Below are 12,518 nucleotides of genomic sequence, written 5' to 3'. Positions count from 1 at the left end.
GGTACTCCCGCGACCGCGCGCAAATCAGTACTTGCCCCAGACGAAGCGCGAGGACAGCGCGAAGTTCCAGACCGAGCCGAGCACGATGCCGACGATCACCGCGATCACGGCGTGGAAGCCGATGGTCTTGAGCACCGCGGCCGAGCCGATGTTGGTGAGCAGGCCAAGCGAGCAGGTCAGGCCGAACTGTGCCCACCCGCGCATCAGCGGGCCGAAGCCGCGCAGGCGCTTGTCGGAATAGGTCAGTTCATTGTTCAGCACGAAGTTGAAGGTCATCGCGATGATCGCCGCCAGGGTGTTGGCGGTGTTGAACGTCGCGCTTTCCGACCAGTTGCCATAGACGAAGCGCTCGCCCGCGATCAGCTTGAGCAGCACCCACAGCGCGCCCAACTGGACCGCGACGCCGAGTGCGCCCACGGTGCCGAACAGCGCGAAGCGCGTCGGGATGATGCGACCGAGCCACTTGTCGTAAAGACCAACGAGGAATTCGAACACTACGGTCTGGTCCAGCTTGCTCTCGCCCTCGATGCGGGCGACGAAGTTGAGGGGGAATTCCTTGACCTTGAGCGGGCGGTCGACCGTCGCAAGGATATCGAGCAGGATCTTGAAGCCAACGCCGGACAGGCGGTGCGCATCGGCGCGCAGGGTTTCGGCGCGCAGCATGAAGTACCCGCTCATCGGGTCCGACAGCTCGACGCCGGTCACCTTGTTGGCGATACGGTTGGCAAGGCCCGAAGCCTTGACCCGGTCCGGGCGGCCCCATTCCTCGGTGCTCGCGCCTTCGGCAAAGCGCGATGCATAGGCGAGGTCGTATTCGCCGCTTTCCACCGCGCTCAGCATCTTGGGCAGAAGCTCAGGATCGTGCTGCTGGTCTGCGTCCATCACCGCGACGATCGGCGCGGCGGTCGCGCACATGCCCTCGATCGCGGCAGAGGCCAGACCTCGCCTGCCGATGCGCTCGATCACGCGGACGCGCGGATCATCGAGCGCGATGCGGCGCACTTCGTCAGCGGTGCCATCGGGGCTGTTGTCGTCGACGAAGATGGCTTCCCACGCAACGCCCTGAAGCGCGGCATCAAGGCGTGCGACCATAGGCGCGATATTGGCACGCTCGCGATAGGTCGGCAGGATTACAGCTAGCTGGAGCATCGGTTGCGGCCCTTAGAGCCTTGCGAGCACCGCGTCACCAATTTCCGTCGTCCCGGCGGTGCCGCCAAGGTCGCGCCCGAGGACGCCATCGGCCAGAGTCTTGGCGACGGCGGCTTCCACGCGGTCTGCAGCCGTTGCGAGGCCGAGCGAATGGCGCAGCAGCATGGCAGCCGAAAGGATCGTCGCCAGCGGGTTGGCAAGGCCTTGCCCGGCGATGTCCGGGGCCGAACCGTGGATCGGTTCATAGAGGCCGAACGTGCCGTGCGCGGTCTGGCGCTCGCCCAGCGAGGCCGAGGCGAGCAGGCCGATAGAGCCGACGCACATCGAGGCTTGGTCAGAGAGAATGTCGCCGAACAGGTTGCCGGTCAGCACCACGTCGAACTTGCCGGGCGCACGGACGAGCTGCATCGCGGCGTTGTCGACGTACATGTGTTCGAGCGTGACTTCGGGATATTCCTTGGCCACCTCGATAACCACGTCGCGCCACAGCTGGCTGGTTTCGAGCACGTTGGCCTTGTCGACGGAGCACAGGCGCTTGTTGCGGCCCATGGCGGTACGGAAACCGACGTGGGCGATGCGGCGCACTTCGCTTTCGTTGTACGACATCACGTCGTAGCCTTCGCGGTCGCCGTTGGCGGCGGTGCGGAAGCCCTTTTCACCGAAGTAGACGTCGCCGTTCAGCTCGCGCACGATCACCATGTCGATCGCGCCTGCCACTTCGGGACGCAGTGCGGAGTGGCCTTCGAGCCCTGCGAAGACCTTGGCCGGACGAAGGTTGGCGAAAAGGGTGAGTTCCTTGCGAAGTCCCAGGATCGCCTGTTCCGGGCGCAGGTGGCGTTCGAGCGAATCGCAATCGGGATCGCCGACAGCGCCGAACAGGATGCCGTCCGAAAGGCGGGCGATTTCAAGCGTCTCGGCCGGAAGCGGGTGTCCATAGGCCTTGTAGGCGGCGCCGCCGACCGGGGCTTCCTTCATCTCGATGTCGGGCAGGCCGAGCGCTTCGATCACGCGGACCGCTTCACGCGTCACTTCGGGACCGATGCCATCACCGGGCAGAACCGCAATCTTCATGAAATACCCCTTCGTCCGTTCGCTTACTCGCCGCTTATGCGCCTTAGCCGGTCGAGCAGAATCGCGCGGGACCCCATAACATCGCGCGCCCGATCGGCAAGCAGGCGGTTGGCAATGGCCTTGCCCTGGCGGTCCAGCCGGGCGAGCAGATCGGGCCAAGGCTCCTCGGGCGGCGGGGCCGGGGTGGTGCCATAGCCGACCTCGCGCAGGAGCAGCACCTCGTATCCCGCCAGCACCCGCGCCCAGCCGCGCGCAGATGGCGCATGGCAGATCGCATCGAGCAGCGAGGCAAGCGAGTCGTGGAGCAATGGATAGGGATGGCCTTCGGGCAGAGTCGACGCGGTCAGCGCGCAAGCCCAGCCGATCCCCGCGCTGGGCAGCGGTTCGGACAGCCACGGCCCTCGGCTGGCGACAAGCTCGACCCGCGCCGAGGGCAATTGCGAGGACGCACGTCCGCGCACTTCGACATCGAGCAGGTTGCCGGGGATCAGCACCGGACGCAGCTCACGCCCGCGCGCTCCCGCCACGTAGGCCGCGGCAAGCCCGTGATCCGCCGTCATCAGCCGCACCACAGCGCCATGCTCGCCATTGGGCAGGACCGAACAGAGAATGGCCGGGGTGCGGATCAGCATGGCCTTGAGGCTCTGCGCCCGAAAATTCCGCAGGGCAAGCACGGGAAAGATGCATAAGCTCATTGGAACATCTGTCGATCTGCGGTAGTTTGAGGGACATGAAGCAGCTTTTCCAGCATGCCGCGATGACCGATGGGGTCACGGTGCGAGTCGCCGTCAACTTTCTGCCCGAACAGTCCCGGGTGGAGGCGGGCAAATGGTTCTGGGTCTATCACATCCGTATCGAGAATGACGGCGACCAGCCGGTGCAATTGCTTTCGCGCCACTGGCGGATCACAGATGGCCGGGGCATGGTCAATTTCGTCGACGGTGATGGCGTCGTGGGCGAACAGCCCGTGCTGCAACCGAAACAGAGCCACGATTACGTTTCGGGTTGCCCGTTGGGCACGCACAGTGGCAGCATGGAGGGCCACTATACGATGCAGCGGGCTGACGGTTCGCTGTTCGATGTCGCGATTCCGTTCTTTCCGCTGGCGGCACCCGCTCCTGCCAACTAAAGCCGTTTCGCAATGAAGCGGACGCACCTTCCTCTCAATGGCCTGCGCGTGCTTGACGCAGCGGCCCGGCACCTCTCGTTCACGCGTGCGGCGGACGAGCTGGCGGTGACGCCCGCTGCGGTTGGCCAGCAGATTCGCGCGCTAGAGGATCTGCTGGGCGTGGTGCTGTTCCGCCGCACCTCCAAGGGCCTGGAACTGACCGACGAGGCGATCGCCGGACTCGATGCGATCCGCGAGGGATTTCTGCGTTTCGAGGAAGGCGTGCAGGCGATGCAGGCCGGGCAATCGAGCCACGTCTACACCATTGCCTGCCCGCGCGACTTCTTCGCCGCATGGCTTTCGCCGAGGCTGGCGGCGTTTCGTGCGGGCAATCCGCAAATGCGCTTCTCGCTGGTGGGCGGCGATGCCGATATCGACTTCACCGAAGCCAACCTCGATCTCGCGGTGCGCTGGGCCGAAGGACCGGGCGATCTGGAAGGCATTGCTTTGGGCAAGCCTCTGATGGTCACCGTTGCGGCACCTGATGCGGCGCCCGATTGCCCGTGGATCGGCTGGCCGGGCGATCCCGCTCCGGGCGGCGGTGACGTGGGGTTCTCGGTTGGTGATGCCGGCACGGCGATCAGCGCGGCAAGCGCCGGCCTTGGCCGCGCGCACGTGCCGTATCAACTGGTCGACAATGCCATCGGCATGGGCCGCGTGGTGGTGCAGGGTGAGCCTGAGACGTCGCGGCGGGGCTATTGGCTCGTCGCGCCGCTGCCGCAATGGCGCCAGAAGAAGGTCAAGGCACTGGTCGCCGCGCTTTCCGACTGACGGGAAAGGTATCGGGGAGAGTCGTTTCGGCTGTCGCCTTCTTCGCTTCGTCCCGTTGCGTGACCCCCCCTAACCGGCTGTTAACTGGCACGTATTATCCCTGTTCCGATGTTCACGGGGTCTCGCATGCAGGTTGCTCGGGGATGGCTGGTTGGCCGTCTGTCCCGGCTGACGCGTGCCTCGAGCGGACGCTGGCAACAGCGCGAGGGCGACAACTTTACGCTCGCCTATGCACACAGCCTCTCGCATCGCCTGCCGCTTCTCTATCTGGTGGTGGTGTTCGACCTGCTGCTGGTGGCGGCGCGTTTTCGCACGATGGCGCCGGGCTGGCTGGTCGCTGTGGGGCCGGTCGCACTGGGCAGCTTTTCGCTGTGGCGCGCACATTACTGGCGCCCGTCGGCGGTGAGTCAGCGCAGTGTGGATGTGTTGCGACACGATCTGAAAGCCATGAGCTGGCTGGGCTCGGTCGCCGGATTCCTGATGTCGTTGTGGTGCATGGCGCTATATGTCTACGGCAACGAGGCAGGTCAGTCGTTCATTCACTACATCATGGCGGTGACGCTGTTCTCGGGCATTCTCGGGCTCGGCCATTCGCCACTGACCGCGCTGCGTATCGCGATTGCCACGACGATCCCGACCTCGGGCCAGATCCTGTTCGGCGGTCATCCCAATGCCGTGCCGGTCATGGCAGTGCAGGTCGTGGTTACGACGCTGCTGCTGCTGATTACCAACGGCCACCATCGCGATTTCGTTCGCCTCGAACTCTCCCGCCAGCAGCTTGCCCGGCGAGAGCGCGAAGCGGCAAGGCTGGCACAAGAGAATCTGCTGCAGGCTACGGTCGATCCGCTTACCGGCGGCCTCAACCGTCGCGCGATCCTGGCCCGGCTGGAGGAGGAGCTTGCCGAGACAGATCCGACGCGTCCGCCGGCCTGGCTGGCGCTGATCGATCTCGACGGGTTCAAGCACATCAACGACACCTATGGCCATGCCGCTGGCGATGCGGTGCTTGCGGCCGTGGCCAACCGCCTCGAGGAACTCGAGCGGGTGCGCTGCTTCGGGCGCCTAGGCGGGGACGAGTTTGCGGCGGTACTCGATCCTTCGCTTGAGGAAGACGCGGTGCGCAAGCTGGCCTTGGCGCTGTCGGAGCGCCTGCGCGCGCCGGTACTGCATGGCGGCGCAGTGCTTCGTCTTTCAGGCTCGATCGGGGTACATCGACTGGATGGCCAGAGCGTTCGTGATTGCCTCGAACGGGCCGATGCTGCGCTCTACAAGGCCAAGGAACTCTCAGACGGTGCCGTGGTGGTGTTCAGCCCGGATGACGAGGCGGAGTTGCAGGATCGTGCCGCCGTCACCCGCCTGTTCAACGACAGCAATCTCGCTGACAGGCTGAGGTTGGTCTATCAGCCGATCGTTGACGCGGAGGGTGGCGGTGTCGTCGGCTTCGAGGCCTTTGCGCGGTGGAGCCCGGACGGGCACCGCTGGTTGCCGCCAGGACAGTTCATGTCGCTTGCCGAAGCAACCGGGCGGACTGGCGAACTGACTCGCATGGTCATGGAACGCGCCTTGCGCGAGTGTCCGGCATGGGAGCATGGGCGTTGGCTCTCGATCAACCTCTGCTCGCGCGACGTGATGCGTGGGGGTACGGCAGACGCTTTGGCGCAGCTGGTGCAGGACTTTGGCGCGCCGCCGCATTCGATCATTCTCGAAGTGACCGAACGGGCCCTGCTCGGAGATCCCCGACGGGCCGAGGCACGGCTTCAGGCGTTCCGTGCCCGTGGCTTCCGCATAGCGCTAGATGATTTCGGGGCGGGCTGGTCAAGCCTCAGCCAAGTGCACAGTCTACCGCTCGACATGATCAAGATCGACCAGGAACTGTCTCGCGCTCTAGCGACCGATCCGGGGGCACGGACGCTAGTAGGCACGATCATCTCGCTGGCGTGGCAACTGGGCATCGACTGCACCATTGAAGGCGTAGAGGACGAATCGCAGGCGGCGACTGCGCGCGGGCTCGGCATCCGGCTTATGCAAGGCTATCACCTCGGCCGGCCGCAGACAGCGTCCGAAGCACTGGCGCTGATCGGCAAGGCACCTTCGGACAACGTGGTCAGCCTGCGGGCCTGACATTTGCCGACCGTTTCAGTGCTCCAGCACGATGGGGCGCGGGGTCCCCGGAGGATGCAGGCGGCGGAAGAGTTTGCCCTTTTCGCTGAACAGCACGAGCAGCAGGCTGAGAATTCCGCTCATGAGCAAGGCCAGAGCCAGGGGATGGGCGGTGCCGTCATAGGCCTGCCCGACGACGATTCCGATCACCGAGCCGATCACCAAGCGCAGGAATGCATGCATCGAATTGGCGGTGCCGGCCGTGCGCTCGAACGGTTGCAGGGCGATCGAGCCGAAGTTCGCTCCGATAAAGCCGATCAGGATCATGTTGGTAATCATCAGCGGCATGAATTGCCACAGGGTCTCGTCCGGATCGCTGGAAAACCAGGTCTGCAATCCGCTGACGAAGATGAACAGGATGACCGCCGCATGCGAAACGCGGCGCGCCCCGAAGCGCTCTACGATGCGCGAGTTCGAGAAGTTTGCCGCTGCCATCATAAGCGCAGAGAAACCGAATAGGACCGGGAACATCGTGCCCGCGCCGAAATGCTCGCCGACCAGTTGCTGCGATGAGTTCACGTAGCCGATCATCGCGCCGAAGGTCAGCGCACCACCGAGCACGTAGCCGATGGCCGAGCGGTTCGTGGCAGCAGCGGCCATGTTGATGGCAATGGACATCGGCCGGATCGGTTGGCGGTATTCGGGACGCATCGTCTCGGGCAGGCGTATGAACACCCAGACACCCATCCCGAGCGCCATCACCGCAAGGAAAACGAAGATCCACCGCCATCCGGCAAAGAGCAGCACGACCTGCCCGATGCTAGGCGCGAGCATCGGCACGACAAGGAACACGACCGATATGACCGACATCTGCTTGGCCATCTGGTCGCCCGAAAATCGGTCGCGAATGATGGCGCCGGGCAGAACGGCAAGTCCGCCACAGCCCATCGCCTGCGCCACGCGCATCGTTAGAAGCGCGTCGAACGAGGTGACCAACGCGCAGGCGAGCGAAAACACCACGTAGATGGCGACGCAGGCCAGCAGCACCGGCCGCCGCCCATAACGATCGGCCAGCGATCCCGGAACGAGCGATGCAAAGCCCGAGGCCAGCAGGAACGAGCCCACCACCAACTGGCGGCGGTTGGGATCTGCCACATCGAGATCGCGCGCGATGTCGCCAAGCGCTGGGAGCATGGCGTCGACTGCGAGCGCCTGCAGCGCCATGACAAGCGCCATCATCGCGATGGTCTCGCGCTCACCCATTGTGCGATGCTTTGGTGGGCTAACAGATTCGTTGGAGGGCATGAATGGTCTTTGAACGAGATCGACCTGAAATCCCACCCTTTATGTTGCGGTGCGAAACGGAGTAGCCTTGTCGCCATGGACGCGGCGCGGGATCATGACGAACCAGACAGACAGGCTTTCGCCCTGCGCAAGATCATCCATGTCGACATGGATGCCTTCTTTGCCAGCGTCGAGCAGCGCGACGATCCCGCGATACGCGGGAAGCCGGTCGCGGTGGGCGGGTCTTCCGGGCGCGGCGTGGTCGCAGCGGCGAGCTATGAGGCGCGCAAGTTCGGTGTCCGTTCGGCCATGCCGTCGGCGCGGGCGGCGCAACTGTGCCCGGACCTGATCTTCCGCAGGCCGCGCTTCGATGTTTACAAGGCCGTGTCGCAGCAGATCCGCGCCGTGTTCCTGCACTTCACCCCGCACGTCGAGCCGCTCTCGCTCGACGAGGCCTACCTCGATGTGACAGACGACGTGCGCGGCATCGGGTCGGCAACGCGCATCGCCGAGCTCATCCGCCAGCGCATCCGCGCCGAGACCGGGCTGACGGCAAGCGCCGGAGTCTCCTACAACAAGTTCCTCGCCAAGATCGCAAGCGATCAGAACAAGCCCGATGGCCTGTGCGTGATCCGCCCGGGCGAGGGCGCGCAGTTCGTTGCCTCGCTTCCGGTGCGGCGCTTCCATGGCATCGGCCCGCGTGGCGCGGAAAAGATGGCCAGGCTGGGCATCGAAACCGGAGCGGACCTGCGCGCCAAGGAACTCGCTTTTCTGCGCGAACACTTCGGCAGTTCGGCTGACTACCTTTATCGTGCGGCGCGGGGCATCGACCTGCGACAGGTCAAGGCAGACCGCCCGCGCAAGTCGGTGGGCGGCGAGCGGACTTTCGAACGCGACATATCCTCGGGCTCCGCGCTGCGCGAGACGCTTGAGCGGATCATCGAGATCGTGTGGGAGCGGATCGAGCGCAGCGGCGCGAGCGGGCGGACGGTCACGCTAAAGATGAAGTTCAATGACTTCACGCCCTGCACACGGGCCAGATCCTTGCCCCGCGCGATCGCCGACAGGCAGGAGTTCGAGGCCCTCGCCCGTGAATTGCTCGATGCCCAGTTGCCGCTGCCCAAGCCGATCCGGCTGATGGGCCTGACGCTTTCCGCACTAGAGGGGGAAGAGCCGGAAGAGCCCGAGGAGGGTGCTGTGCCGCCGGTGCTTCAGGCCGAATTGCCATTCTGAGCGTCCAGCCAGCGCGCGATCATGGCGCGGACGGCCTGCGTGGCCGATTCCGGCAGAGTGTCGGGAGGAAAGAACCGCGCCTCCTCGATCTCGCGCCCATCGGCGACCGGCGTGTCGCGTGTCGTGCCTGTGACGAGCTCGATGGCATTGGTCCAGCCCGAGCGATCCAGCAGGATCGTGCCGAGGTGTTCGGCCCGCTCCAGCCTGCACCCCGTTTCCTCGAACAGTTCGCGGGTGGCCGTGTCGAGCGGGCTCTCATGACGACCCAATCCGCCACCGGGCAACATCCACTTGTTCCTGGCGTGATAGCTGTGGCGAACCAGAAGCACGTGGCCTGCCGGGTTTGCAACGATTACATTGCAGCCTCGCACGAATCGTGCGGTCCGCCGCCACCACCAAAGCCGGAGGGCGTGGGCGCTGCGCAGCAGGCTGCGGTGGAAAGGACCGGGAAGCAGTCGGAGCACGCATGATCCTTGGCCCAGACAAGTGCGCCTGTCACCCCGCCAGATACCCGCGTTCTCGTAACCGTCGAGATTGCCAAGCGATTGTCATACCACCGTAGCAATCGGCTGCTTGGCCTTTTGGTGGATCAAGTGACGGGAGGCGTTTGTGAATCGCTTCCGTAAGGTTATGCCTGCGGCTCGGAAGGGGAATTGAGCGCGTGAGACTCGGAGCAACGAAGCTGGCAATCGCGGGCGCTCGTCCCGGGCTGCCTTCGTTGTATCAGATCGCATGGTGGGCGCTGGCGGTGATCATAGCGCTGCTTGGTGCCGCCCTGTTCTGGGCCATAGTCACCCCCGTCTCGCCGCTTGGCTCATGGACTGCGCAGGGCGTGCGCACCCTGTCGCCCACGGCCCGCGCCGCACTGTTTGCCAGCGTCGATCCGTTCAATCGCACCGTGCCCGGCCCTGCCGCCGCTGAACAATCGGGCGCGGTGACCTCGCTCGCGCTCACGCTGTTTGCCACACGTGCCACGGCGGCAGGCAGCGGCACCGCGATCATCGCCGGTGGTGACGGACTGCAGCAGGTCTATCGCGTTGGTGCAGAAGTCCAGCCAGGCGTAACGCTGGCCGCCGTTGCGTTCGACCATGTCGAGCTTTCGCGCAACGGGGCCAAGGAGCTGCTCTATATCGACCAGTCCGGCCCCGCGCCGACAGCACAGGGCGTGGTGGCAGCCAATCCGGTTGCGGCACCGCCCCCAAGCGCGCCAGGCGGAGGCGTCAGCGTGAATGCGCTGCGGAGCGGTGTGAACTTCGGTCCGCGTGCCGAAGGCGGGAAGGTCGTAGGCGTCGAGGTCCTGTCCTCGGGCGATGGCTCTGCCTTCCGTGCTGCAGGGTTCCAGCCCGGTGACGTGATCACCGAGGTCAACGGCAAGCCGGTGACCGGTCCCGGCGATGCGGCCATGCTCTCCGGTGCGATCCGCGCCGGAACTTCGATTGCGGTCACCGTCAGTCGCGGTGACCGCCAGCTTCCTCTTGCTATCACATTGGCACCATGACCTTGCGCAAGCTCCTTTTCCCGCAGATGCTCCTCGGAGCCGCCGCGCTCGCCCTTGCCGTGCCGCAGGCTGCCATGGCGCAGTACACGCTCAACGTGCGCGAGGCGGATATTCGCGCCTTCGTGGCCGATGCAGCGGAAGTGACCGGGCGGACGTTCATTGTCGACAGCCGCGTGCAGGCCAAGATCAGCGTCGTGTCCGATCGGGCGCTTAGCCGGTCGGAATACTTCGAGGTCTTCCTTTCAACCCTGCGTGCCAACGGACTTGTGGCGGTGCCGACCGGCAACGGCGCATTCCGCATCCAGCCGTCGGACGGCGCTGCATCCAATCCTTCGCGCATCGGCAGCCGGGGCGCGGCGCAGAGCCAGATGGTCACCGAAGTGATCCGCCTGCGCGCGATCGATGCGGCGCAGGCCGTTGAAACGCTGCGCCCGCTGATCAGCAAGGAAGGCGCGATCACCGCCAACAAGGCGGGCAATTCGCTCGTCGTTGTCGACTATGCCGATAACATGCGCCGCATCCGCGCGCTGCTGGCGGACATCGATCGTGACAATGCCGCGACGCAGACGGTGATCCTCGAACATGCTGGCGCGCGCGAAATCGCGACCGCGCTGAGCCAGTTGGTGCCACCGGGCGGCGAAGGAGCGCGCTCACTGGCAACAGTCGTGGCGGTGGACAGCGCCAATGCCGTGCTGATGCGGGGCGAACCGGCAACGCTTGCCAAGATGGCGGCGATGGCGCGCCAACTCGATGCGAAGGCGGCTCTCGGCGGCGAGATAAAGGTCGTCTGGCTCGATTATGCGGACTCGGCGGCGCTGGTGCCGGTGCTGGAACGCCTGCTCGGCGGGCAGGGCGGGGGCGAAGTGGCTTCGGCCAGCGCCGCGCCGGTTTCGCTGGGCGGCGTCGGCAGCAGCCAGACCTCGACCGCGGGCGCGCAAGGCTCAACCGGGCAGGCCGCGACGACCGGCGGTGCTCAGACGAGCCCGATTGGCGCAACATCTGGCGGGCTCGGCACCGGGCCGATCAAGCTTGCCAACGGACGCGGGACGGCGACGATCACGCGCTATCCGGGAGCAAATGCGATCATCATCGCCGCGCCCGCCGATGATCAGCGCCGGATCAGCGAAGTGATCCGCCAACTCGACGTGCCGCAGGAGCAGGTGCTGGTCGAGGCGATCATCGTCGAAATCTCGAACAACGTGGCAAAGGAACTGGGCGTCCAGCTGCTGTTTGGCGGCAAGGACAAGCCCTTTGCCGTCACCAATTTCTCCAACTCTTCGCCCAACATCATCGACATCGCGGGCGGGTTGCTGGCCGACAATCTGAACCAGACGACGACCGTGGTGAACGGCAGCACCGTGACCACCACCACGAACAGCACCGCCGGAGACCTGCTGCGCGAGAATGCCGCCAACAAGGTGCTAAGCGCCAGCGGATCGTTCACCGGCTTTCTCACCGAACTGTCCAAGGACACCTACCTCGGCGCGCTGATCAATGCGGTGCAGACCGACAAGAATTCGAACATCCTGTCGACCCCGCACATCACCACCAACAACAACGTGCCAGCCTCCATCCTGTTCGGGCAGGAAATCCCGGTCTCGACCGGCGAAGCGCTGTCGCAGGGCAATTTCAACGATCGCTTCCGCACGATCCAGCGCCAGAACGTCGGCATCGAGCTAGACGTGACGCCCCAGATCAACGCGGGCAACATGGTGCGGCTCGACCTCCGGCAGGAAGTCAGCTCCATCGCGGGCACGGTCTCGCGCACTTCGAACGAACTGATCGTCAACAAGCGCGAGATCAAGACGACGGTAACCGTGGGCGACCGCGAGATCGTGGCGCTCGGCGGTCTGCTCGACGACAACGAGCAGCGCACGTTGCAGAAGGTGCCTTTCCTCGGCGACATCCCGCTGCTGGGCGAAGTGTTCAAGTCGCGCGCTCGCAGCCGGGTCAAGACCAACCTGATGGTGTTCATCCGGCCGACGATCCTGCGCAATGCGGCTGATCGGGCGGCACTGGCAGCGAGGCGCTATGGCGTGGTGCGCAATGCGCAGATCAACTTCAATGCCAAGCAGGAGCCGAGCATCGACGAACTGATCGTCGACTATATGGGGGCGACTTTACCCGCAGCGCCCTCCGCGCAGGTCGCAGTCGTCGCGCCCGGCGATACGCTGATCCGTCCACGCGCAACGCCCGGTCCGCTCGAACAGTCGGAACTGCCGCCGAGCAGCGCGCAGAACTGAG

General features: G+C 65.1%; 11 protein-coding genes. 6 read left to right on the top strand and 5 right to left on the bottom strand.

The window, feature by feature from the left end:
- Window positions 1-24: 24 nt before the first annotated feature.
- From IQ25_RS16805 to recO, 3 genes are read right to left on the bottom strand one after another with little or no spacing between them, the layout of a single operon-like run.
- Complete coding sequence (locus IQ25_RS16805; RefSeq protein ID WP_144907432.1) at window positions 25-1,149, bottom strand: glycosyltransferase; 1,125 nt, start codon at window positions 1,147-1,149, stop codon at window positions 25-27.
- A 12-nt stretch (window positions 1,150-1,161) separates the two neighbouring features.
- Complete coding sequence (gene leuB, locus IQ25_RS16800) at window positions 1,162-2,220, bottom strand: 3-isopropylmalate dehydrogenase (protein WP_144907431.1); 1,059 nt, start codon at window positions 2,218-2,220, stop codon at window positions 1,162-1,164.
- Window positions 2,221-2,243: 23 nt separating this feature from the next.
- Window positions 2,244-2,852 (bottom strand): DNA repair protein RecO, encoded by a 609-nt coding sequence (recO, locus tag IQ25_RS16795; RefSeq protein WP_144907517.1) that lies wholly within the window; start codon window positions 2,850-2,852, stop codon window positions 2,244-2,246.
- A gap of 98 nt (window positions 2,853-2,950) precedes the next feature.
- Here recO and apaG point away from each other — a divergent pair, with 98 nt between their 5' ends.
- The 3 genes from apaG (at window position 2,951) to IQ25_RS16780 (ending at window position 6,280) form a co-directional block, all read left to right on the top strand.
- The gene (gene apaG / locus IQ25_RS16790) at window positions 2,951-3,349 is read left to right on the top strand and encodes a Co2+/Mg2+ efflux protein ApaG (RefSeq protein ID WP_144907430.1); all 399 of its coding nucleotides are present in this window, start codon (window positions 2,951-2,953) and stop codon (window positions 3,347-3,349) included.
- A gap of 12 nt (window positions 3,350-3,361) precedes the next feature.
- Complete coding sequence (locus IQ25_RS16785; protein ID WP_144907429.1) at window positions 3,362-4,159, top strand: LysR family transcriptional regulator; 798 nt, start codon at window positions 3,362-3,364, stop codon at window positions 4,157-4,159.
- A gap of 126 nt (window positions 4,160-4,285) precedes the next feature.
- The gene (locus tag IQ25_RS16780; protein WP_144907428.1) at window positions 4,286-6,280 is read left to right on the top strand and encodes a putative bifunctional diguanylate cyclase/phosphodiesterase; all 1,995 of its coding nucleotides are present in this window, start codon (window positions 4,286-4,288) and stop codon (window positions 6,278-6,280) included.
- 15 nt (window positions 6,281-6,295) lie between these two features.
- Here the strand turns inward: IQ25_RS16780 and IQ25_RS16775 are convergent, their stop codons facing one another.
- Window positions 6,296-7,522, bottom strand: a complete 1,227-nt coding sequence (locus tag IQ25_RS16775) for a multidrug effflux MFS transporter (protein ID WP_246415469.1) — start codon at window positions 7,520-7,522, stop codon at window positions 6,296-6,298.
- Window positions 7,523-7,639: 117 nt separating this feature from the next.
- On the opposite strand from IQ25_RS16775, the gene dinB reads away from it, so the two are divergent.
- Entirely contained in the window at window positions 7,640-8,776 is a 1,137-nt protein-coding gene (dinB, locus tag IQ25_RS16770; protein WP_144907426.1) for a DNA polymerase IV, read from the top strand.
- Here the strand turns inward: dinB and IQ25_RS16765 are convergent.
- Complete coding sequence (locus IQ25_RS16765) at window positions 8,755-9,240, bottom strand: NUDIX domain-containing protein (protein ID WP_158637781.1); 486 nt, start codon at window positions 9,238-9,240, stop codon at window positions 8,755-8,757. The two genes, dinB and IQ25_RS16765, sit on opposite strands and share 22 nt — an antisense overlap.
- Before the next feature lie 197 nt (window positions 9,241-9,437).
- On the opposite strand from IQ25_RS16765, the gene IQ25_RS16760 reads away from it, so the two are divergent.
- Window positions 9,438-10,274, top strand: coding sequence for a type II secretion system protein N (locus IQ25_RS16760; RefSeq protein WP_144907424.1), 837 nt, complete (start codon window positions 9,438-9,440; stop codon window positions 10,272-10,274).
- Window positions 10,271-12,517, top strand: a complete 2,247-nt coding sequence (gspD, locus tag IQ25_RS16755) for a type II secretion system secretin GspD (RefSeq protein ID WP_144907423.1) — start codon at window positions 10,271-10,273, stop codon at window positions 12,515-12,517. The genes IQ25_RS16760 and gspD overlap by 4 nt, the downstream gene beginning before the upstream one ends.
- Window position 12,518: the final 1 nt, after the last annotated feature.

The organism is Novosphingobium taihuense (assembly GCF_007830315.1).
GTDB lineage: Bacteria > Pseudomonadota > Alphaproteobacteria > Sphingomonadales > Sphingomonadaceae > Novosphingobium > Novosphingobium taihuense.
This window is presented reverse-complemented; position numbering and strand designations above follow the sequence as displayed.

What these genes read in the sequence shown, in the direction of transcription:
- leuB (WP_144907431.1), bottom strand. Translation starts at nt 2,220, where the DNA reads ATGAAGATTGCGGTTCTGCCCGGTGATGGCATCGGTCCCGAAGTGACG.
- IQ25_RS16775 (WP_246415469.1), bottom strand. Translation starts at nt 7,522, where the DNA reads ATGGGTGAGCGCGAGACCATCGCGATGATGGCGCTTGTCATGGCGCTG.
- IQ25_RS16780 (WP_144907428.1), top strand. Translation starts at nt 4,286, where the DNA reads ATGCAGGTTGCTCGGGGATGGCTGGTTGGCCGTCTGTCCCGGCTGACG.
- IQ25_RS16785 (WP_144907429.1), top strand. Translation starts at nt 3,362, where the DNA reads ATGAAGCGGACGCACCTTCCTCTCAATGGCCTGCGCGTGCTTGACGCA.
- IQ25_RS16805 (WP_144907432.1), bottom strand. Translation starts at nt 1,149, where the DNA reads ATGCTCCAGCTAGCTGTAATCCTGCCGACCTATCGCGAGCGTGCCAAT.
- apaG (WP_144907430.1), top strand. Translation starts at nt 2,951, where the DNA reads ATGAAGCAGCTTTTCCAGCATGCCGCGATGACCGATGGGGTCACGGTG.
- dinB (WP_144907426.1), top strand. Translation starts at nt 7,640, where the DNA reads ATGGACGCGGCGCGGGATCATGACGAACCAGACAGACAGGCTTTCGCC.
- gspD (WP_144907423.1), top strand. Translation starts at nt 10,271, where the DNA reads ATGACCTTGCGCAAGCTCCTTTTCCCGCAGATGCTCCTCGGAGCCGCC.
- recO (WP_144907517.1), bottom strand. Translation starts at nt 2,852, where the DNA reads ATGCTGATCCGCACCCCGGCCATTCTCTGTTCGGTCCTGCCCAATGGC.